Genomic DNA, 22743 nt, shown 5'->3' on the forward strand with positions numbered 1-22743 from the left:
AACATGGAACAGTCCGTAAAAGACAAACATATCATTTTAGGATTTGTCGGCTTTGCCATCCTCCTAATATCTTCCATAGCGACACTGATTGTCGCAGAGAAATTTAATCAGGACAACTTTGTACGCCTGATAGTTTTTGTATGCAGCAACCTCCTTGGCTGGCTGCTCTATCTATCTTTCCAGACAGTCATCTTCGACACATACGAAATCTACAGAATCAAGTTCGGCAAGAAAAAGACACCTGCCGAAATTACAGAAATTCGGGAAGACCAGCCCCAAGATGCACACAAGCCTGTAACCCCGGCATCAATGGCGACAGGTGGGGAAGCAACCCCGGATATAAGACCGACAGAGATTGCCATATCCCCGGAGCTTCACGAGAAAAACCGTGCCGATTACGAGGACAGGGAGCAACGGGAAAATGAAGAGCGCATCGCTATGGTCATGGAATACATCCATTTCATCATGCCCCGTATCGCAGACAAGGAGACAGTGAACCACATCTGTGGCGAGGTCAACAACTGGATGCGGCTTCACAGTTACAAGCCCAAGCCGATAAAAGGACGGCTGACCAAAGACATTTCAAATATTCCGCTCCGCCATTTCGTGTGGAATATCTCCGAGCGTTTCATGTACAAGAAATACTATACGGGGGACAACCGTGCCCGCTTCATCAGCACCCTTTTTCCACGGGAGTTTGCCGATACGGACATAGCGACCATCAAGAACTTCAAGGTAGAGCCGTTAAAGACACTGATTCCCATTGACGAGCCTGAAAACGGCAGACTGGATTTCCATTATCCGGCAGATTATGTACGGGAAAAGTATAACCAGCCTTTCAATAACCAATAATCACGGGTAATCAATAACAGATAACTGTCTGTATCACACCGTTTCCCGAATAACTTTACCCATCATTCACGGTTGGGCATCGTTATTCGGGAATTATTTTGCAATGACCTTTCGTGGAGATATTCACGGCTGTATCATTCCGGTCCTTTGCGCCATGCCTTACAAAAGAGGCGAGTACGCAAATGGAAAAAACAATGATTACATTCAACGACCTCCCGGAGGTTGTGGCTCAGCTTCGGGACGAGGTGATGAGCCTGAGAAATCTGCTTACGGAGCAGCGCAGTGAGAACAATGCAAAGGCGGTGGACACCCATGTGCCAATGTCAGTGGAAGAGGCGGCGGAATATCTGGGCATTCCCAAGGGAACACTCTACATGAAGCTGTCGGAGGGAAGCATTCCTGCCACTAAGCCCGGCAAACGCTATTGTCTTTATAGAGACGAGCTGGACAAATGGCTGGAATCCTCCCGTAAGAATCCCGTACCCCTGTCCGATGAGGAACTCTGCGAATCCATATCCTCCTCCCACCGCCGCAAGCCCGGTCAACGTAATTGGTAAACGTCATGGAAGAGGACAAGAATTATATCAGTCTGATACATGGCGACCTGACGAGGGCGACCCAAGTGCAGCACGGGATGCCGGACAGCATCGGTGCAATGAGTATCAAGACCGCAAACCGGACGATACTTGAAGCATCGCTGCTGCCCATGCCCCGTGCGCTGTGGGACAGTTTCTGGTATGAGGGGGAACTGTCCTGCCTCTTTGCGGATTCCAATGTGGGCAAGTCCATCCTTGCCGTGCAGATAGCCGACCGTATCGCCCGGACGGACAATGTGCTGTATCTGGACTTTGAACTGTCCGAAAAGCAGTTCCAGCTCCGCTATACCAACGAGCATGGAAAGCCCTACACTTTTCCCGAAAAGCTGTACCGGGTTTCGCTTGACTGCAATTCGTTGCTGGAAGCCGATTTCGAGGAAGCCATCATGGGAGGCATTGAGCAGATGGCTCTGCAAACCGGGTGCAAGATTTTCATCGTTGACAATCTTACCTATTTGTGCTGTGCTATGGAGAAAGGCGATGCGGCAGGACGGCTGATGATACAGCTCAACAACCTCAAAAAGAAATACGGGTTGTCCGTCCTTGTGCTGGCGCATACTCCAAAACGCTCTTTGGACTGCCCCATCACGTCCAACGACCTTGCTGGCAGCAAACGGCTTTACAATTTCTTTGACAGCGTGTTTGCCATCGGAAAGAGTGCGCAGGACGGAGGGCTTCGCTATGTAAAACAGCTCAAAGTCCGATATGGGACATTCTCCCACGATGCGGACAATGTAATCATCTACGAGATTGAAAAGATGGATGCTTTTCTGCAATTTGTGTTCAGGGGCTATTCAACGGAAAAGGAACACTTGAAAAAACTTGGCGACAATGAATCCAGCCAGAGGGATTACCAAATATTACAACTGTCCCAGTCGGGGAAGTCCGTCAGGGAAATAGCCTCACAGGTAAATTGCGGAAAATCCACCGTCAGCCGGATAATCCAGCGCAACAGGAAAGTGGAGGAATCAGCCGCCCCAAGTGTCCCGCTGTCCCAACCCGTAGGAAACGGGACGGTGGGACAATATGGGACAGGTGGGACAACGGAGGAAACAAGGCAGACGGGGCTGTTTATCGGTCAGGAAAGAGAGGAGGACAAGCAATGAAACAGCCTGTACATATCTGTATGAAGGATAACCGCCTTGTTTATCGGAGCGGTAACTTCCAGAGTGTCCCAAGGTGTCCCACTGTCCCGACCCACAGGACGTGGGACAATGGGACAGGACGGGACGGTAATAATTTCATTGAAAAATAGAGGAGGCAAGCAATGGGTAATTATACATTACAGAAATATAAAGGAACGGCAACACGGCATACCTGTCCGAACTGCGGGGACAGGCGTTCTTTCACATACTATGTGGATGAAAGCGGTACGCCCCTGCACCCGTCTGTCGGCAGGTGCAACCACGAAAGCAGTTGCGGGTATCATTACACTCCAAAGGAGTATTTCCATGACCACCCCGAATGCCGTACTGCCAACGGTTTCTCTTTTGACAGGCAAAAGTCGGAACAGAAGTCCGTACAGAAACCACGGCAAGCAGCCATAGGCTACATACCGCCAAAGTATGTGGAGAGGTCGCAAAGCGTGCATAGCAATTTTTTCCGCTTCATTTCATCGCTCCTTGATTCTTATTACGGCAGCAAGGCAAAGGAAGTGTTGAAGAGGTTGCTGGAAGAGTACCGTTTGGGGGCTACCCGTGACGGGGCAGTCATCTTCTGGCAGATAGACCGCACAGGCAGGGTACGCACGGGCAAGGTGATGCAGTACAATCCCAATGACGGACACCGTGTCAAGGACGGACAGGCATCGGCAGTGGACTGGATACACAGCCTGCTTAAAAGGCGGCATGAGCTGGCAGAGGAATGGCAACTGTCCCAATGCCTGTTCGGTGAACACCTGCTGGGCACTTATCCCGATAAGGTCGTGGTCTTGGTGGAATCCGAAAAGAGTGCCGTTATCGGCTCTGCCATCTTCCCCGGTTATGTATGGCTGGCGACAGGCGGCAAGAGCCAGCTGAGAGAGGAAAAGCTCCGTGTGCTGACCGGGCGCACCGTGCTCCTCTTTCCCGATGCGGACGGCTATGCGGAATGGAAACAGCGTGCCGGGAGCATGACCTATTGCAAGACGGTCGTGTCTGACATCATTGAGAAGAATGCCACCCCGGAGCAGAAAGCGGCACATATTGACATAGCCGACTGGATTGTCTTCCAGATACGGGAAAGCAAAATAAATTGTACAGCCGACCACTTGGTCGAGGCGGAAAGAATCCTCTGCCGGATGATAGAAAAGAATCCCGTCCTGCAAAAGCTAATAGATGATTTTGACCTTGTACTGGTCGGTGCATCCCCAATCGGCAACAGCGGTGAAAACCCTCCTTAACGGAGGAGAACGGAAGCCGTAGGCTGTGGGTAACAGACAATGGCTTGCCATTGATATAGCCCACTATAACTACACGCTCCGCTTCCGTAGTTGTGGGCTCTCCCGAGGGGATTAAGGCTTTGCCCTAATAACCCACTCAGGGCGTTTCACCCCTGAGAACCCAGAGCAAAGAGTGACCCTCTCTTTGCAATCTCCGCTTATGGGTGGTTGTACCCCTAAGAACCCCGTGCGGTTATGAGCGGACAGCAATAAGTTTAATCAACAACCCAAATCATATTTTGAAAATATGGCTACAAAAAGCAGTATACACATCAAGCCTTGCAAGACCTCGTCAAGCGAGGCTCATAATCGAAGGAGTGCCGAGTACATGCGTAATATCGGCAAGTCCCAAATTTACATTGTGCCCGAACTCACTGCCAATAATGAGCAGTGGATAAATCCCGGCTTCGGCAATCCCGACCTGCAGGCGCACTATGACTACATTAAGCGGATGGTCAAAGAAAAGACAGGTCGTGCCATGCAGGAAAAGGAGCGTGAACGCAAGGGAAAGAACGGAAAGATAATCAAGGTGGCGGGATGCTCACCAATCCGTGAGGGTGTGTTGCTCATCCGACCGGACACGACACTGGCAGACGTACAAAAATTTGGCGAGGAATGCCAAAGACGCTGGGGCATCACACCGCTCCAAATCTTCCTGCACAAGGACGAGGGGCATTGGCTGGGCGGACAACCCACCCAAGAAGACAAAGAAAGTTTCAAGGTGGGCGAAAAATGGTTCAAGCCAAATTACCATGCGCATATCGTGTTCGACTGGATGAACCATGACACAGGCAAGAGCCGCAAGCTCAATGACGAGGATATGACCGAAATGCAGAGCTTGGCATCCGATATTCTCATGATGGAACGTGGACAGTCAAAGGCTGTTACAGCTAGGGAACATTTGGAACGTAACGACTTTATCATTGAGAAACAGAAGGAGGAAATGAAGCGGCTTGATGCCACAAGGCAATACCGGGAATATCAGTTGGAAATGGCTAATCAAAAGATGCAAGAAACTGAAAGCATTACCAACGCCCTTATCGAAAAAGCAAATGAGAAAGAACGACAGAGCGAAGACCTTGACCGGGCTATCAGCGAAAAACGCTCCAAGCTAAACAGGGAAAAAGGGAGCGAACTTCTGAATGCCGCTGTCGGCTGGGCTACCGGGAAATCGAAAGCCCTGAGAAATGAAATAGAGGATTTGCGCAATGAGATTTCCACGCACGAGGAAACCATTGAGCGGTTACAGGATAAAATCCAAACCATACAGAGTGACCACCATCGGGAACTGATGAAACTGGAAAGTAGGCATCAATCAGAGTTGAGCCGCAAGGAAGCGGAACATACGCAGGAGACCACAAGGTTGAAAAACCGGATTGCATGGCAAAGCCATATCATCGACTGCCTCAGTTTCCTGCTGCTCAAAACAAACGACATCTTCCGCAAGGCTGTTTACTGTGTCGTCCGTTTTGCCCGTGATTATTACAAGTCCCGTTTTGATACGGAACAGGTGTCGGACATCAAGAGTGCCCTTAACCTGTTCGGGGAGGACAGACAATCACTCCGGGCTGCCAGAGATTTCCTGTATTTCACCGCCAAGCAAAAGGGCGGGTTTGACAATCGGGAACAAATCAAAGCCAGACGGGAAGTTGACAATGTGGTGGAAGGGAATTATGACCAACAGCCGAAAAGAGGTTTTTCGATGAGAAAATAAAAGCCATAATGTAAAATAGTCAACTAAACAATTAAAAGGGATAGTGTCTATCCTCTCCCCTTTAATTACTTGAATAAAGACTGATATTCATCATCGTCTTGCATCTTTTTAACTAAAAACTCAACCCATTTTTCTGTATATAGATAACTATTATTAGGTTCATCATATAAACAGTATTCTGGCTTTGTTTTTTCAGGGTTATCTGAATTCCTTTCTGGACGAACTTCATATTTTTTCCAACACCTCGTATGAGTATCGGAATTAAATTTATTAACTTGTTTTTTCCCTCTTATAATCTTAGGGTTACCTAACCGTTCCTGAACTTGTTGTATTACGGTGGCAGGTTTTAATGTCCCTTTATTTACAACTGGAATATGCTTTTCCTTGATTAGTCCTGCGATTCTTTCAACTTTCTTTTTTTCATCATCTGTCAGTTTATCATATGGGAAGAACTGAACAGGAAGAGCATCTACTGACTTATGGTTGGCAACTTGAATCAAGAATGCTTTAAAAGAATACTCTCCGCTCTGCATAATATCTGTACTTATTGACGCTCTATATTTATCAATAAATCGAGTAATTTTTTGAGCATCTTTGCTCATTTTTATCCCCATTGCAAGAGTTCTCGAAGAGGGAAATAGTTGCAATGCAAAGGACAAAGACTCTCTTAGGCAATAATCTTCACCAAACTCTTTCTCTACAATCTTATCAAAATTTAGCAATAGAGCTTGGCACTCTGCGAAAATATTAGCATCTAATTCTGGTAAGAATTTATGCTCCAATTTATTTCTTAATGGAATAAAGAGTTCGATGTTTTTCCTTATTGCACAATCTTCTCCTTTGAAGTATTCTTTTACACATGTGGCTAACTCCCAAAATTGAATTTCTCCATCAACTCTTTTAAATCGTACTTTATTTTTTTCTCGATAAAATGGTTTTATCCCCCTTTTGAAAAATATTGCATGAAACAATGATGTCCATGCGATACACATTAAAACAATGTACCCACCTGATTTAAATTTCACAGCAGGTTTATTATATGTTTCAACTGACAACAAAGCAGAATCCAATGCTTTATCCAAACATAATTTAACATTTAAAGGTAATCCTCTACTCATAATATATTTTTGCGTACAAATAAATATAATCAAAAAATGATAACCAGATAGGATATGAAACTTTATAGCTAACTTTCGTTATCCGAATCCGCATAAAGTTCACATTGCCGGATAACGGTTTCGAGAGCAGCCTCTTGTTCCTCTGGTGGGTATTTGTACTTTTTCAACAATCGCTTCACCATAGAGCGCATCTTGGCACGGGCTGATTCTTTCTGTCGCCAATCAATGGTCTTGCTACTACGCAGGGCTTCAGTCAGTTCTTTTGCCATAGCAACAAGTTGGCTGTTTTCATAGAAATCTCTTACGGCTTGCGGCTTTGTCAAAGCATCATAGAAAGCCTGTTCTTCCTCGGTCAGTCCCAATTCAGATGCTTGTCCCGCATTGGCTTTCAGTTCTTGCGCCATTTTGAGAAGCTCCTTAATCACTTCCTCGTTGGAGATAAGCCCACGGAGGTATTCAGCAAGCCGGGCATCAAGCATTTCACTGAATTTCTCGGCTTCAACCATTCTTTTTTTAGCATATTTCTTGATGTGTTCTTCAAGCAGCCGTTTGAGCAATTCGAGAGCAAAATTCTTCTCTTTCATCTCGGCTATCTCTTTCAGGAAATTCTCATCAAAGAGTGAAAATTCCGAGCCTTTTGTATTGAGAATTTCCACAATTCCCTCTGCCTTGATTGCAACTTTCAACAGTTGTGTGATGCGTTCGTCTATAATTTTACGGGTAATTTTATTGTTTCCCGAAAGGCGCAAGAGCAATGTCCGTACAGCTTCAAAATATGCTTCTTCAAAACGTTCTGCAGGGGTGAGCAAACTGCGGCAAAGCGAAGCAGCCTGTGACAAGCGTTTGCTTTCTTCCATAAAGACTTTTCTCGCCTCGGCAGGAACGGCATCCACAAGAATAATGTTACCATTTTCATCAGTTTGAGTGGTAGGTTCGGACGAGACAAGGTTATCCTTATCAAGCAACACGTTCACACCACCTCTAATGAGGTTAGCACGCTGCAGATTGGAACAATCGGAAAAAGAGGAATAATCGTAATCGTTCATACATTCCCGGCAACGCTTGAGTGCGGCGACGAACTGTTGATAGGCGGTTGTCTTGATGTTCGGGTCGCCGTAGTTTTTCTTGTCACGTCCTGTATAGTCGTGCATGGCCTTTTTGAGAGCCTTGGCAATGCCGATGTAGTCCACTACTAAACCGCCGCTCTTTTCGGGAAACACACGGTTTACACGGGCGATAGCCTGCATAAGATTATGTCCTTTCATCGGCTTGTAAACATACATTGTGGCAAGCGATGGAACATCAAAGCCTGTGAGCCACATATCGACTACGATAGCGATTTTTAGCGGTGAATTGTTATCTTTGAACTGGCGAGCCAGTTCTTCTTTACGTGCGGCAGAGCCAATGATGTCGTTCCATTCTACAGGGTCTTGGTTTCCTTGCGTCATAACTACGCAGATAATATCTTTCCATTGAGGACGAAGCTCCATCAACTTTTTATATATGTCTATACCAGTAGCACGGTCAATCGCTACTATCATGGCTTTTCCGGTGAGCAAGTCGGCACGGTTGTTTTCATAGTGATTTATGATGTCCTTGCAAAGTGTGTCGATGGTTTGTGGGGCTGAAAGCAAGGCGCGTAGCCGTGCATTTTCACTCTTTGAACGTTTGATGTCCTGTTCGTCAGCACCTTCTTCCGCCAGTTTATCATACTCGTCATCCAACAATTTGAGCGTGTCCTCGTCCAAATCCAATTTTACCAAACGACTCTCGTAATAGACAGGCACGGTAGCACCATCTTCCACGGCTTGGGTCATGTCGTAGATGTCAATGTAGTTGCCAAACACCTCTCTCGTGTCGTTGTCGTCTTGTTCAATAGGCGTACCGGTGAAGCCAATAAAAGCCGCATTGGGCAGGAGTTTGCGCACGATAGCCGCAAAGCCGAGTTTCAGTTCTCCAGTTTGTGTATCAATCTTTGTCTTGGTGTTTGATTGTGTGCGGTGGGCTTCGTCGCTAATCACAATCACATCCGAACGGCTGGTGATGAGCTTATCACGGTCTTTGAACTTTTGGATATTGGCAAAGATTATCCCGTGGCTCTTGCGCTTTTCGAGCAATTCATAGAGGTTTTCGCCATCAGTAGCTTTGATTGGTTTTTGGCGCAAATAGTCGCTGCACGATGCAAAAGTGCTGTGCAGTTGGTCGTTCAAGTCAAGACGGTCGGTTAGCACAAGCAAGGTCGCACTAAGCAGATTTTTCAAGAGTTGGTGGGCATAGAACACCATCGAAAGGCTCTTGCCCGAACCTTGTGTGTGCCAGAATACGCCGATTTTTCCATCATTGCGTTGCAGGGCTTGTTTGGTACATTCAAGGGCTTTCTTCACGGCAAAATACTGGTGATAGCCAGCGAGTATGCGTATCTTCTTATCGCCACCCATTGTAAGGGTAAAGTTAGCAATTATATCAATGACCCGATGCTTCTCAAATATGCCGTTGAAGAATGTTTCAAAGTCGGCAAACGCCGTGCTTTCATAGCTTCCATCCGTGGTTTTCCATTCCATATATCGGTCAAGCGGTGCGGTAATCGTGCCTACTCGTGTGTCTGCCATATCACTTATCACGAGCATTTGGCAAGCAGTGAAAAGTTGCGGAACAATGCGCATATAGTTCTGCAACTGTTGGTGGGCTTCCTCCGAGTTCGTCACTTCACGGGAAGGGGATTTCAACTCAACAACGGAGATTGGCAGTCCGTTGATGAATACCACTATGTCGGCACGTTTGGTGGATTTGCCATTTGTAACCGTCCATTGGTTGGCAACCACAAAAGAATTGTTGTTGATATTGTCTGTGTCGATTATCTTGATATGGTCGCTACGCAATGAGCCTTGAGCGGTTTTGAAGGTCACATCCAGCCCATTTTGCAGCCAATCGGTGAGGGTTATGTTTGCACTTACCAAAGGTTGGCTGAATTGTTCTCTGATTTTGCGGATGGCTTCATCCACGGCGGCGACTTTGTCCGCTCCGTTTATAGCCAACATTGCCTTACGCAATGCTCCCGGTATGGTGGAATCGGTAAGTTCCCTGCTGGTATCTGCGTCAAGTTCCGGGCTATAATGGTATTCATAGCCCATATCCTTGAACAATGAGATTATCGTTTGTTCGTATGAATCTTCTGTGAAATGAAACGTCTTAGGCATAATAGGTTGGCATTAAATTATCATTTATCCGGCGGTTCAGCTCGATTTTATAATCAATAGAGGAAAGAATCTCCGTAATACGTTTCTGTTCTTCAAGAGGAGGTAGTTTTAATGACAATCTCTTTAAATCATCAATAGTAATTTGAGATTGAGCTGAACCAGTATCTAAATACCTTAGATTTGATAATTTGTATTTATAGTAAAAATATAGTGGCTCGCATATCTTATTATCCAATTCAACTGCTATCGATAAATTCGTTAGGAAACAATCCTCGCTGGAAATTTTAACATCGCCTGTTCCACCTACGCCACGAGCAACCACAATGATAGTTCCTTTGCGACAATTATAAGTTGTTGCAAATCCTACATTTCTATATCCAGACCAAATTGGATATGAACCGTTATTTTGCTTTGGAGGTAGTTTCCCATATTTCATATTGGAAATATCTCCTAATTTATATTCTTTCCACTGTTCCATAAATGAGAATTTAGCTATTGGTTTGACCATCTAATTTAGCTTCTATCTCCTTGATGGACGGCATTGTGCCTTCCACCTTTTCGGGATATAGCTTTTCAAGCTCATATTCGGATATTCCGAGGGGCTGACTGCTTGATTCAAGCGCATATTGAGCCAGAGTGTTGCTCTTTTGTTTGCAAATAAGCAATCCTATCGTAGGATTGTCACGCCCTTCTTTGCGGAGAAGGTGATTGCAAGCCACAACATAACCGCCTAACTGCCCGACATCGGCAAAGTCAAACTCGCCTATCTTAACCTCTACCACCACATAACAGGACAGTTTTAGGTTATAAAAGAGCAAATCGATAAATTTTTCTTTTTCAGCAATTTGCAAGCGATACTCTTTGCCTACATAAGCAAAGCCTGTACCAAGCTCCAGCAAAAAGTTTGTGATGTTGGTAAGCAATGCGTCTTTAAGGGCACGCTCGTTGTATTTTCCTCGTAATTTAGTAAAAGAGAAGTTATAAGGGTCACGTGTTATTTCCTGCGCTAAATCACTGTCTGTATTAAGAAGTGTACTCTTGAAATTGGTCTGCGCTTTGCCGCTGCGTTCATACAGGTCTGTTCCCAGCATATTGAGCAACATATCCCTGCTCCAACCATTTTCCAAAGTCTGGCGGACATAGAACAGAGCCTTGTCGGACTCGTCCGAGCATTTGTCGATTATATAGCGATGATGCCCCCAAGGTACAGAGAATAAATCCGATTGCAATCTTTCCACAAGCTGTGGAAGATTTGCCTTTTTAGATTCTTCCACAAGTTGTGGCAGAATTGTAATCTGTTGGTTATAAAGCGAGTAAAAGCGTTTTGCGTAGCGGATTGAGGTTTCAGATAGTCCTTCAACATTGGGTAACTCATGGCGCAAGTCACGGCTCAATGTGGCGTAAAACTTACTGCCATACTTGTTGTCCGCTTGCTTTTCCTCAATGTCTTTGCCAAGCTCCCAATAAAAACGGAGCATTTCATTGTTTACCTTTACAGCCGCCTTGATTTGGCTACTGCGATAACGCTTTACGAGTTCCTTGACCCATAGCGTGTAATCTTTATCTAATATGCCGATTGATTTATCCATAACCTTATTATATTTCGTTTATTGTCAGTTCGCCAGACATCAGCTTCGGGAGAAGCGCATCGCGAATATTCTCTAATTTAGTAATTTCCAATCGTCTATCAATGATAGATTGAAACAACGGATTTATTCGAGCGTTAATTTCCAACATATTCAGATTTGTAGGAATAGCAACTTCTGCATTTTCAAGGTCACCACGCCTTATATGCCCCATTGTTACAGCTTTATCTTTTGCAATGAGTTTGAATTTCTTTAAATGACGGTTTGTCCAATAATAAACAAACCACCGTGGATAGTTTTTCAACGGAGTAACTTTAAATAAATGTTGGTTTAATCCACATTTACCTCCACACCAAACATCAACCATAAGAGTTCCAGACCATGAGAATATAATATCCTCATTGTCTATAATGTAATCTGCATCTATGGAATCCGAACAGCGGTCGCTACAATCATCGCATTTACGTTGTCCCAATTCTTTTATTTTAAGTACTGGTAAACTTCGTTCAATATCAGTTGCCGGAAATTTCTGCATTGCCAACCCGTTTAGATAGACGGCTATATCAGTCAAACATCCCATAATAGAATCTTCAAGATATATGCTTCCACTGTCAAAGTAGTGGTCGAACAATGCCTGCGCCTGCTGCTCTAAATTATCATTTATCCGGCGGTTCAGCACGATTTTCATTTCAATATCCCAGAGCAATTTGCTTATTTGATTACGTTGCTCCTTACAAGGGCACATGAAAGCATAGTCTTCTATATTTGCTTTCGTTATCATCCTAACAGTAGTTCCTGTTTGGCACGACCGTATGTGACGAATGTAGGCAGGGGTTTTAAGAAGCCAATATATATAGTCGATTGGAAACTCAGGAGATTTGGGAACAACTTTATAGAGATTTGCGCCAAAAACCATTTTCTTCCCCTTGAATTTTTGAGGTACGATAGCTGGCATACCTAAAATTGGAAGATTGTCGGATTGTTGCCGTGTAGCTAAAACTATATCACCAGCTTCAACCGAATACCTTTCGGGAAATTCTCCTGCGTAAGGGCGCATTCCTTTTTCAAGGAATAATTCAGAATAAGACACACAGCCCATGCCAAGCAATAATGACTCTCCTTTTCCAAGATACTCCCCTTTATAGGCAAAGCCACTGACAATGCTTAGTATATCTGACAATTTGTATTCTTTCCACTGTTCCATAAATGAGAATTTAGCGGTTAAAATTATTGATTTTTAGTTCACCTGACATCAGCTTTGGGAGAAGTGAATCTCGCAAAGTGGTCAATTTGTTATTTTGAATGTCATTCCGCGTTATAACCTCCTTCATTTTCAGATAGAGGTTATTAAATTCGGCTACAACATCAGGTGTTGGATATATTGTTTTAATCAAAGAGAAATCGTCATATCCCAATGATTGTCTAACACCGCCAATAGCTCTTAATGCGACCTCATCTTTAAATACCGCAGTCCTTTTATAAAAGTCAAAGAAATAGTGGTAATTCGGTTCACACTTAAAGACAACATAAACCGGGCTAACGCAGCCGACAAAATCATATTCGTTTAATCCAATAGAACCGATGTTGATACGAGCTGGATTATAGGCAAACGACAACGGATTAACTATCAAATATTTCGACAAGTTTTTGCTAAACACTTGCTTTGTGAAATATTCCTCTGATAGAACCAATTCACCTGAATTTACAGGAGAAAGAACGGTTACATCTTCTCGATTACCAACTTTCTCAGTAACTTGTTTCGTAACTTCGCCCAAGCAAACAACCCTCCAACCTTTTGGTATCATTCCAAGTTCCGAATCCACAAATTCGCCGTCCTTGAATGGCTCGAAATCCACAAACCACGACTTGAACAACGCCTGTGCCTGCTGCTCTAAATTATCATTTCCACGCTTATTTTTGGGAAATGATGTTCTTCTGCCGTATGTCGAACAACACCACATGCTAATTTATGAATTTACGGTGTGAGAGTTTTACGTTGCTTTGATTAACCATAGCATAGTGCATGGTCGTGTCAATCTTGACATGACCAAGCAACCGTTGCACTTGTTCGACAGGCATACCTTTGTCGATAGCCATTGTAGCCAATGTGCGCCGGAACTTATGAGGATGAACACGTACAATCTTAGCCGAGCGGCCAAGTTTGCGCAGACGTGTTTCCACGCCCGAAATACCCAAACGCTTGTGCGGCTTAGCCAATGAAACAAAGAGTGCCTTATTTCGGTCTTTGCGAGAAGCCAAGTATTGTTGCAGATGTATCTTTGCCCGGGCATTAAAGTAAACGATACGTTCCTTGTTCCCTTTGCCGAAAACAATACATTCACGCTCGTTGAAGTTGATGTCCTCACGGTTAAGTTTCACCAACTCGCCCACACGCATACCAGTGGAAGCCAATATGTCAATGATGGCAAGGTCGCGGATTTCGGTGCAACTGTCACGGAGCTGTTCGATATTCTCATCGCTCAATACCTCTTTTACTTGTGTTCCGGTCTTAACCTTGTGTATTCTGCGGACGGGGCTTTTGATGATGTAATCTTCTTCTTCAAGCCAAGCAAAGAATGAAGAAAATATCCGGCGGATGTTGTCGATAGTTACACGGCTTGACTTGTTCTTCCGCTGGAACACGGCAAGATAGGCCCTGATGTCCTCGGTGGTGTAATCTGTTACCTTTTTAGGCATCTTTTTGAACAACTGCCGAATGGTAGAGCCATAGTATTTGATAGTCGGAGTGGTGCAGCCCTCCACTTGTTTTGCAGACAAGAAGATGTCAAGCAGACGGTCATTCGACACTGCATTTTCATGCAATGTCTCGCCGTCCTCGGTAATAGTGTACTGGCTTACAACCTGAAGCAATACGCTATTAAGGTGAGCTACTTGTTCAAAACTTAACACTTCTGCCATTGCGGTGCTGATTTCTTGGATTAATTTCTCTTTCATATCTTCGTTATTTTTGGGTGAACATAACGAAGAGTAGAAGTTTTTTACTTAACGGTAAAGCCAATTCTTGCCAACTGCTTGCGGATTTCATTTTCAAGTGTATGCGATTGGGCGAACAAATCCGACAGTTCGGAAGTAAGCCTCTCCATCTTCTCTTGGAACGGTTCACCGTCATCCTCCACTTCCGCAATGCCAACGTAACGACCGGGAGTAAGGATAAAGTCTTGCTTTTCTATATCCTCAATGGTTGCAATTGCAGAGAAGCCTTTTTCAGTTTCCAGCGTTCCGGCACGGAACTGTTCAAAGGTTTCTGCAATCCGTCCGATGTCATTACCGTGGTCTTCGGTTTCTTCACCACACGACAGTTCACGGTGTGTACGGTCTTTCATATAGCCCATGTTGCGAGCGTCAATGAAAAGCGTCTTGCCCGGTTGAGCCTTTTTCTTCGTCAAGAACCAAAGGCAGCAAGGTATCTGCACATTATAAAACAACTGCGACGGCATAGCTACAATGCCCTCTACCAAATCTGCATTGACAATGTTTTTGCGGATTTCGCCCTCTGTGCCTTGCTGTGAGGAAAGCGAGCCGTTGGCAAGCACTAATCCGATGCGTCCGTTGTCCGCCAAGTGATAAAGCATATGCTGCATCCAAGCAAAGTTGGCGTTGCCCTCCGGCGGTATGCCATATTGCCAGCGAGGGTCGTCACGCAGTTGGTCGCCGCCCCATTTGGAAATGTTGAACGGTGGATTAGCCATGACGAAATCCGCTTTGAGGAACGGATGTTTGTCATCGTGGAATGAATCGCCGAAGCTGTCGCCAAAGTTAGCCTCAATGCCACAAATGGCAAGATTCATTTGTGCCAATTTCCATGTGTTGCTGTTGAGTTCCTGCCCGTAAACAGAAATTTGGTTGATATTACCTCGGTGACGTTCGATAAACTTACTACTCTGTACAAACATACCTCCCGAACCACAAGCCGGGTCAAAGATTTTTCCTTTGTAGGGTTGGATAACCTCAACAATGGTGCGGACAACACATGATGGAGTGTAGAACTCACCGCCTTTCTTACCTTCTTCACGAGCGAACTCTCCAAGGAAGTATTCATATACACGCCCGAGCACATCACGGGCTTCTGTTCCTGTGAAATGCAGGTTGTTTTCAAAAATATCAATTACATTGCCCAAGCGGCGTTTGTCGAGTTCTGGACGGGCATAGTTTTTCGGGAGAATGCTTTTAAGCTGCCTGTTCTCCTGCTCCAACGCTTCCATTGCTGTATCAATGACAACTCCTATTTCAGCAGTAAGCGAAGCCTTGACGATTTTATCCCAACGGGCATCTGTAGGAACAAAAAAGATGTTGTCACCGATATATTCATCAGGGTCTTCCTCAAAGCCGGCACCCTCTGCTACAAGTTCATCGTGCTTAACTTTGAAGCAGTCGTTGATGTATTTTAAGAATACAAGTCCGAGCACTACACTTTTGTATTCGGCAGCATCAAGGTTGCCGCGTAATTCGTTTGCTGAATCCCACAAAGTTTGCTCGATGGTCTTCTTTGCTACATCTTTTGTTTTTGCCTTTTTTGCCATGGTCGTATATAAAAGTAAAACTCCATCACTATCCCTGCGAGGCAGACCAAAGCCTATAAGACAGCGAAGGAGTTTCGTATGTTATTTATTCTTATTCTTCAGGTCATTAGCGCAGTTGCTTTTTCAGTCACAAAGGTAATGCCTTTTCGTGGATTTTCTTGTATAATTCAAAAAAAGTGTATGTATGCACAAAATATAAACACTTTGCGATGTAGGTTTGGTGTCTGCTTATTTCAAGATTGCTCATTAGTATTTTGGTAAGATTACTTCAGAAAACCACACTAAATTCTATAAATATACTATATTTGCGAAGGCTTGTATAATGAGCCCCAATTAATGTGGAACATAGAGCGCAGATAGCACTGGAATGTGAAAGAACAGCCTATATTGAAGTTCCAAGAGAGTTAAGAATTAATAAAAGCGTTAAATATTCGCCCTTCAGAATGTACCATTAAAGATTAAGGCCATATTTCTGATTTATTACATACAAGATATTGAGTAACAATCGGTTGTAAATACTAGAACTGTACAAATCTTTCTGATATCACTTTACCTGAACAAATAACGACATTTTCAGGTTCGGTATTTTGGGGGTGTGAAAAACTAAATAAAATAGATATTCCAAACTCTGTAACATGGATAGGGCCATACTCTTTCTATGGATGTATAGGAATTAATAAATTAACTATAAAAAGCAAATGCGCTATATTAAAACATTCATTTGACAATTGTAAAAACTTACAAGAAATCATATTCCCAGAATCAATGGATTATATAGAAAGTGATGCTTTTAGAGGTTGTCATATAGATAAAATATATTGTACAGGAGTTCCATTTTCAATCAAAGATGACTCATTTGATGAACGAACCAAAACTGAATGCAAATTATTTGTTCCTAATGGAATGTATAATAAATATGCCTGGGAATCAAAATATTGGAGTGAATTCAAAAACATTAAGGAATATAACCAAAACACTGTTGACAACGAATGTGTTTCCTTTAATAATGTGAATATAAGAGTTATTAGAAGAAATATTGTTTTAGAAACAGTTCAAAATACTCATGTTTCAATCTACAATATAAACGGCACATTAGTATTTAGTTCATCAGTGAAAAACAATGTATCAATACCACTCCAATCTGGATTTTATATTGTAAAATACAATGATGAAACAAAAAAGATAGCAATACTCTAAAATAAATGATTATGAGAAACATCCTATTTTCATTAATTCTAATCATTGCTTTTTCATGCGGAGAAAGCAAGACAGAGGTAACTGGTGCAGATAAATACATCGAAACCATCACAGGATTCACCTGCGAAAAGGCTGTTGTTACCGATAACGGCTATTTGATTATTGCCATTGACGCTGAATCAGCTTCCGGATATGACGCACTTGCTTCGCAATTTCTTGAAGAAGCTAAAAAAGAAGGTGTATCTGGACTAAAAGGAGTATTGATCGTCGATATAAAAAACTCGAAGTTTGAACAAGGAGCTGTTGTTGGCAAAAGAATAGGGAAAGCTTATGAATAACCAGAAACAATCACAGCTATTCTTAATTCGTAGCAATAAAATCCCGGCATATTTTTTTAGTCATGCCGTGCGACAGCGTATAGAAAAAAACTATCTTTGCCAAACGAGAAACGTTATATCTATGAATAAACGACTAACTTTTTTACAAATATTTTATAGAAGTCAATTCATAAATATATAAATATCAGATAATAAACATATTACAGCATATAAATGAAAAGTAAAAGTTTAGTTTCTATCGATCAATGCTCCAAAGAGGACATTCTTCGTATTCTGGATAACGCCAGGAAGTTTGAAGCAAATCCGAACCGTAAGGTACTGGAAGGCAAAGTTGCAGCGACCTTGTTCTTCGAACCCTCCACCCGCACACGTCTGAGTTTCGAAACTGCGGTGAACCGGTTGGGCGGCCGTGTGATCGGTTTCTCCGACGCTTCCACGACTAGTTCCTCCAAAGGCGAAACACTGAAAGATACCATCCTGATGGTAAGCAACTACGTCGATCTTATCATTATGCGCCACCATTTGGAAGGCGCCGCCCGTTATGCATCGGAGGTTACGGACGTGCCTATCATCAATGCCGGTGACGGAGCAAACCAGCATCCCTCCCAGACAATGCTGGACCTCTATTCCATTCAAAAGACACAAGGCAAGCTGACCGATCTCAACATCACAATGGTAGGCGACCTGAAATACGGACGTACCGTACACTCACTGATAGTAGGTATGTCTCATTTCAACCCGACATTCAACTTTATCGCACCAAACGAACTCCGCATGCCGGACGAACAGAAAAACTTCTGCGACAAACATGGCATCAAATACAACGAATATACCGAATTTACGGAAGACATCATCAACCAGACGGATATTCTGTACATGACTCGTGTACAACGCGAACGTTTCACCGACCTCGAAGAATACGAACGTGTAAAGAATGTGTATATACTGAAGAATGACATGCTGAAAAACAGTCGCGAGAACTTGCGCATCCTGCATCCGCTGCCTCGCGTGAACGAAATCGCTTATGATGTGGACGATAATCCGAAAGCCTATTATATCCAGCAGGCACGCAACGGACTGTTCGCCCGTCAAGCCATCATCTGCGAAGTGTTGGGCATTTCCGTTGAAGATTAAGAATCCCGTTTCCTGATTTTCAACTTTCAATTATCAATTTTCAATTATCAAAAGTTATGTCAGCAGAAAAGAAAAAAGAATTGCAGGTCGCCGCTTTAGAGAACGGTACTGCCATTGATCATATTCCCCCCAGCCAGTTGTTTAAAGTAGCCAAATTACTGGGGCTGGAAAACATGGACAATACGATTACGATCGGCAACAATTTCCACAGCAATAAAATGGGCAGTAAAGGCATGATCAAAATCTCCGACAAGTTCTTCTGTGACGAAGAGATCAACCGCATCGCCCTGATCGCCCCAAACGTGATCCTGAACATTATCCGCGATTACGAAGTGGTGGAGAAAAAGACCGTTACCTTACCAGACGAACTGGTAGGGCTCGTAAAATGCAACAATCCGAAATGTATTACCAATAATGAACCAATGCCGACTCGTTTCGATGTAATCGACAAAGAAAAGGGTACGATCAGATGCCATTATTGCGAACGTAAGATTAATAAAGAAGACATCATCGTTAAATAATTAACAATCGACAATGGACAATCGACAATTATTTGTCGCAGTCTTTTAATTGCCCATTGTCAATTATCAATTGTCATGAAACACGACTGGAAGCCCGGCACGATGATCTATCCGCTGCCAGCAGTAATGGTTAGTTGCGGCTCTGAGCCTTCAGAATACAATATTATCACTGTCGCGTGGGTGGGTACGATATGTACTAACCCACCGATGTGTTATATCTCCGTCCGTCCGGAACGTCACTCCTACCCGATCTTGAAAAAGAACATGGAATTTGTGATTAACCTGACAACCCGCTCTTTAGCATACGCAACAGACTGGTGTGGTGTCAATTCCGGCAAAGATCATACTAAGTTCGAAGAGATGAAACTGACGCCAGGAAAAGCCTCAGTCGTAAATGCTCCAATCATCGAAGAATGCCCGCTCTGCATCGAATGCCGGGTAAAAGAAGTAATGGCATTAGGCAGCCATGACATGTTTATCGCCGATGTGGTAAACGTGCAGGCCGACGACAAATATCTGGACCCGGAAACGGGAGCTTTCGATATGCAGCGTGCTGACCTGCTGGCTTATTCACATGGCAAATATTACGGATTGGGCGACTTTGTCGGTAAATTCGGCTGGTCGGTCAGAAAGAAAAAATAGTCATGAAGAAAATTTACCTTATATTGCTGATACTTCCATTCTGTTTCTCGGCCAACGCCCAGAAGTTTATCAAGATCGAAGACAAGACATTCAACTGGGGAGGAAAAGTTGGAGTCAATGCCGCGCTCCCGATTGTCAAATCGTTGACGATAGACAATCAGGAGATGGAAGACATACGTCTGCAATATAAGGTAGGTTACCAAGCAGCTGTGTTTGCACGAGTCAATATCGATCGTTTCTATATTCAACCCAGCTTGGCATGGCAATATACGGAAGGTGACATACGTTTCAACATACCACAGACAGAAAACAGCCTGCCTGACGGGACAAACACCCAAATGCCTATCGGCAAGAACCGGATTACTTATAAGTCCGCCACGCTCGAAGTTCCGGTGATGATCGGTTATTATCTGGTAAAAGAAGGTCCGTACGCATTAAGCATGATGTTCGGCCCCAATATCAAATACAACTACAAAACGCGCTACAGTACAGATATGACAGACAGACCCCGCGAGTTTGAAGACGACAATACCCCTTTCGGCATCAGCATAGCCGCCGGGCTGGGAGTCAGTATCTGGCGTCTGTTTCTTGACTTCAGTTATGAATTCGGTTTGAACGAGGTAGCTTCCGATTTCCGTGAGATAGGTACCGAGGCCAACCAGAAAGGGACTCTCAACATTGAAAAACGAACAAACATAATGAGTTTCTCACTCGGTTTCCTGTTCTGATTCAGATTTTCATTGTTAAACCATCAAAAAACATATCAGATGAAAAAAGTCAAGATTACGGTATTAAAAACTACTTTAGATGAACAACTGGCCCGCGAATACGGCGCCGAAGGACTGACCGCCTGCCCCATGCTGAAAGAAGGACAAGTTTTTTATGCTGATTATGCCAAGCCGGAAGGTTTTTGTGACGAGGCTTGGAAAGCGATTTACCAATATGCTTTTGCGTTGTCACATGGTGCCGGAAAAGAAGTATTCTATTATGGAGACTGGATCAGAAAACCGGGAGTTGCCATCTGCAGTTGCAATGACGGATTACGCCCTGTCATATTCAAGCTCGAAGCGACGGACGAAGAGTCCGAGATAGACTACACGCCTGTCCGTTGACCAAAAATCAGGATGTATACCCTTATCCTGTAAAAATGGTACTTATCCCCGTAATTCATATACAATCCGAACCAACCTGTCACAGTAACTTTGTATCTGTTCCTCCGGAACATTCTTAATAGCGATTTAAACTAATATACAAGTATGGCAAAAAAAGTATTGATCTTATCATCCAGTCCTCGCCGAGGCGGCAACTCAGACACGCTCTGTGACGAATTTATGCGTGGTGCGGCAGAAAGCAATCATGAAGTGGAAAAGATTTTCCTGAGAGACAAAACAATCCATTACTGTACGGGATGCAGTACATGCAGTCTGTACCAGAAGCCATGCCCTCAAAAAGACGACGCGGCAGAAATCATCGAAAAAATGGTGGATGCCGATGTGATCGTAATGGCTACCCCAGTCTATTTCTACACAATAAGCGCTCAAATGAAAACCCTGATAGACCGCTGCTGTGGAAGATACACGGAGATGAACGGCAAGGAATTTTATTTCATCGTAACGGCAGCCGAAGACGACCGTAAGAAAATGCTCCGCACGATCGACACTTTCCAGGGATTCCTGGACTGCCTGGAAGATCCCGTAATAAAAGGAACCGTGTTCGGATTAGGCGTTTGGCACAAAGGAGAGATCAACGGAAATCCCGCCATGAAAGATGCCTATCAAATGGGAAAACAGGTTTAAGCGATTGCAATGACAGCCCTTTTCAAAGCATATATGTTTTGAATGCAAAACATATATGTTTCGTTTTCAAAACACCGGTGTTTTGAAAAAGGAATCCTTTACTGCAATAAACTTCATGCCTCCATGAGCGGTTATATATACAATAACAACATAAAATTTAAAAGCTATGGGATTTTTATGGTACATTATCATAGGTATAGCAGCCGGCTTTTTGGCCGGTAAAATCATGCGGGGCGGTGGCTTCGGAGTAATAATCAATCTGATTTTGGGAATAGCCGGCGGTGTATTGGGCGGCTGGGTATTCGGATTACTCGGAATTGCAGCTTCCGGTATTATCGGCAGTCTGATTACGGCGACAGTCGGAGCCATTCTGATGTTATGGATCGCTTCGTTGTTTAATAAGCGAAATGTAGATTAATAACAACAGGACATATAGAGTAACGCAAATCCACCCAATTGGCAAGATCTGCGTTACCCTGTTTTTTCAGCTATTTACGGGAACACATCCTATTTCAACACAACCAATACCTTGACCGGGCCATGTGCACCCAATACAAGAGCCTGTTCTATATCAGCTGTTTTAGAGGGGCCTGAGATAAAAGCACCGAAATCATATGTCATGTTTTCCGTCCGTTTATAGGCTTCATGCATATTGTTCACGATCGAATTGCGGTCTATCAGCATAACCAGGCTGTTGGAGATAAAATACAATGCCTTATGCTTTACCTGGCGGGTAATCCAGACAGCCCCGTTCTCGGCTACACCAAAATGGCCTTCCACGATGGCAAGGTCTGTATTGTCCAACTCACGAGGATCGTCGAGATCGTCCGGATTAAAGGTGGCACAGGTAATACTGGACAGATTGGAGGCGATACGGATTGCATCAGGAAAATGGTGACGAATAATATCGTTGATATCGTCTCCAGGCTGCATCAGGACGACTTGCCCCCCAGCAGCTTTCAGAGAGTCGGTAAACTGGAGGATTTTATCTTCGTAAGTGATGGCATCCAGCGTCAGTTCCGGCATATCGTAACGTTTGCCGGTGTGACGACGGATAGCAGATAATATATCGTTTTTGCTACTCATTGTCGT

Annotated in this window: 23 protein-coding genes; 14 read left to right on the plus strand and 9 right to left on the minus strand. The window is 43.9% G+C overall.

Annotated features, from left to right (window positions below; translation table 11 throughout):
• The first annotated feature begins 3 nt into the window (after positions 1 to 3).
• The 5 genes from NQ542_RS06690 to NQ542_RS06710 all read left to right on the plus strand — a co-directional run bounded on the left by NQ542_RS06690 (position 4) and on the right by NQ542_RS06710 (position 5581).
• The gene (locus NQ542_RS06690) at positions 4 to 852 is read left to right on the plus strand and encodes a hypothetical protein (protein WP_005638544.1); all 849 of its coding nucleotides are present in this window, start codon (positions 4 to 6) and stop codon (positions 850 to 852) included.
• Between the two features lie 182 nt (positions 853 to 1034).
• Entirely contained in the window at positions 1035 to 1409 is a 375-nt protein-coding gene (locus NQ542_RS06695; protein ID WP_005638545.1) for an excisionase family DNA-binding protein, read from the plus strand.
• A gap of 5 nt (positions 1410 to 1414) precedes the next feature.
• Complete coding sequence (locus NQ542_RS06700) at positions 1415 to 2554, plus strand: AAA family ATPase (protein ID WP_005638548.1); 1140 nt, start codon at positions 1415 to 1417, stop codon at positions 2552 to 2554.
• 161 nt (positions 2555 to 2715) lie between these two features.
• Positions 2716 to 3828, plus strand: coding sequence for a DUF6371 domain-containing protein (locus NQ542_RS06705; RefSeq protein ID WP_005823427.1), 1113 nt, complete (start codon positions 2716 to 2718; stop codon positions 3826 to 3828).
• Positions 3829 to 4114: 286 nt separating this feature from the next.
• Complete coding sequence (locus NQ542_RS06710; protein WP_005638551.1) at positions 4115 to 5581, plus strand: hypothetical protein; 1467 nt, start codon at positions 4115 to 4117, stop codon at positions 5579 to 5581.
• A 65-nt stretch (positions 5582 to 5646) separates the two neighbouring features.
• On the opposite strand, the gene NQ542_RS06715 is transcribed toward NQ542_RS06710, so the two are convergent.
• The 8 genes from NQ542_RS06715 to NQ542_RS06750 form a co-directional block, all read right to left on the minus strand.
• The gene (locus NQ542_RS06715; RefSeq protein ID WP_005638553.1) at positions 5647 to 6699 is read right to left on the minus strand and encodes a DUF3644 domain-containing protein; all 1053 of its coding nucleotides are present in this window, start codon (positions 6697 to 6699) and stop codon (positions 5647 to 5649) included.
• Positions 6700 to 6767: 68 nt separating this feature from the next.
• The gene (locus NQ542_RS06720; protein ID WP_005638554.1) at positions 6768 to 9896 is read right to left on the minus strand and encodes a type I restriction endonuclease subunit R; all 3129 of its coding nucleotides are present in this window, start codon (positions 9894 to 9896) and stop codon (positions 6768 to 6770) included.
• A complete protein-coding gene (locus tag NQ542_RS06725) occupies positions 9889 to 10374 on the minus strand; it encodes a restriction endonuclease subunit S (RefSeq protein WP_005823429.1) in 486 nt (161 codons plus the stop codon). Before NQ542_RS06725 ends, NQ542_RS06720 begins: the two co-directional genes overlap by 8 nt.
• Positions 10375 to 10384: 10 nt before the next feature.
• Complete coding sequence (locus NQ542_RS06730) at positions 10385 to 11485, minus strand: PDDEXK nuclease domain-containing protein (protein ID WP_005638559.1); 1101 nt, start codon at positions 11483 to 11485, stop codon at positions 10385 to 10387.
• A 7-nt stretch (positions 11486 to 11492) separates the two neighbouring features.
• The gene (locus tag NQ542_RS06735; RefSeq protein WP_005638561.1) at positions 11493 to 12686 is read right to left on the minus strand and encodes a restriction endonuclease subunit S; all 1194 of its coding nucleotides are present in this window, start codon (positions 12684 to 12686) and stop codon (positions 11493 to 11495) included.
• A 10-nt stretch (positions 12687 to 12696) separates the two neighbouring features.
• Entirely contained in the window at positions 12697 to 13443 is a 747-nt protein-coding gene (locus tag NQ542_RS06740) for a restriction endonuclease subunit S (RefSeq protein WP_005638565.1), read from the minus strand.
• A 1-nt stretch (position 13444) separates the two neighbouring features.
• Positions 13445 to 14437, minus strand: coding sequence for a site-specific tyrosine recombinase/integron integrase (xerA, locus tag NQ542_RS06745; protein ID WP_005638568.1), 993 nt, complete (start codon positions 14435 to 14437; stop codon positions 13445 to 13447).
• A 44-nt stretch (positions 14438 to 14481) separates the two neighbouring features.
• Positions 14482 to 16023, minus strand: a complete 1542-nt coding sequence (locus NQ542_RS06750) for a type I restriction-modification system subunit M (protein ID WP_005638571.1) — start codon at positions 16021 to 16023, stop codon at positions 14482 to 14484.
• A gap of 561 nt (positions 16024 to 16584) precedes the next feature.
• Between NQ542_RS06750 and NQ542_RS06755 the strand changes: the two genes are divergently transcribed.
• The 9 genes from NQ542_RS06755 (at position 16585) to NQ542_RS06795 (ending at position 22069) form a co-directional block, all read left to right on the plus strand.
• Positions 16585 to 17220 (plus strand): leucine-rich repeat protein, encoded by a 636-nt coding sequence (locus tag NQ542_RS06755; RefSeq protein WP_230199217.1) that lies wholly within the window; start codon positions 16585 to 16587, stop codon positions 17218 to 17220.
• Positions 17221 to 17231: 11 nt separating this feature from the next.
• Positions 17232 to 17558: a hypothetical protein gene (locus NQ542_RS06760; protein ID WP_121955727.1), complete on the plus strand. Its 327-nt coding sequence runs from the start codon at positions 17232 to 17234 to the stop codon at positions 17556 to 17558.
• Between the two features lie 213 nt (positions 17559 to 17771).
• The gene (pyrB, locus tag NQ542_RS06765; protein WP_005638580.1) at positions 17772 to 18692 is read left to right on the plus strand and encodes an aspartate carbamoyltransferase; all 921 of its coding nucleotides are present in this window, start codon (positions 17772 to 17774) and stop codon (positions 18690 to 18692) included.
• A 56-nt stretch (positions 18693 to 18748) separates the two neighbouring features.
• Positions 18749 to 19213 (plus strand): aspartate carbamoyltransferase regulatory subunit, encoded by a 465-nt coding sequence (gene pyrI, locus NQ542_RS06770; protein ID WP_005638582.1) that lies wholly within the window; start codon positions 18749 to 18751, stop codon positions 19211 to 19213.
• Positions 19214 to 19288: 75 nt separating this feature from the next.
• The gene (locus tag NQ542_RS06775) at positions 19289 to 19855 is read left to right on the plus strand and encodes a flavin reductase family protein (RefSeq protein ID WP_005638584.1); all 567 of its coding nucleotides are present in this window, start codon (positions 19289 to 19291) and stop codon (positions 19853 to 19855) included.
• A gap of 2 nt (positions 19856 to 19857) precedes the next feature.
• Positions 19858 to 20583: a porin family protein gene (locus NQ542_RS06780; RefSeq protein ID WP_005638586.1), complete on the plus strand. Its 726-nt coding sequence runs from the start codon at positions 19858 to 19860 to the stop codon at positions 20581 to 20583.
• Between the two features lie 39 nt (positions 20584 to 20622).
• Positions 20623 to 20967: a TIGR04076 family protein gene (locus NQ542_RS06785; RefSeq protein WP_005638588.1), complete on the plus strand. Its 345-nt coding sequence runs from the start codon at positions 20623 to 20625 to the stop codon at positions 20965 to 20967.
• A gap of 144 nt (positions 20968 to 21111) precedes the next feature.
• Positions 21112 to 21651 carry a flavodoxin family protein gene (locus tag NQ542_RS06790; protein WP_005638590.1) on the plus strand — a complete coding sequence of 180 codons (540 nt, stop codon included), beginning with the start codon at positions 21112 to 21114 and terminating at the stop codon, positions 21649 to 21651.
• Positions 21652 to 21817: 166 nt separating this feature from the next.
• Positions 21818 to 22069: a GlsB/YeaQ/YmgE family stress response membrane protein gene (locus NQ542_RS06795; RefSeq protein ID WP_039850049.1), complete on the plus strand. Its 252-nt coding sequence runs from the start codon at positions 21818 to 21820 to the stop codon at positions 22067 to 22069.
• A gap of 89 nt (positions 22070 to 22158) precedes the next feature.
• On the opposite strand, the gene NQ542_RS06800 is transcribed toward NQ542_RS06795, so the two are convergent.
• Complete coding sequence (locus NQ542_RS06800; RefSeq protein WP_005638596.1) at positions 22159 to 22737, minus strand: LutC/YkgG family protein; 579 nt, start codon at positions 22735 to 22737, stop codon at positions 22159 to 22161.
• Between the last annotated feature and the right edge of the window lie 6 nt (positions 22738 to 22743).

Origin of the sequence: Parabacteroides merdae ATCC 43184 (assembly GCF_025151215.1) — a bacterium.
GTDB lineage: Bacteria > Bacteroidota > Bacteroidia > Bacteroidales > Tannerellaceae > Parabacteroides > Parabacteroides merdae.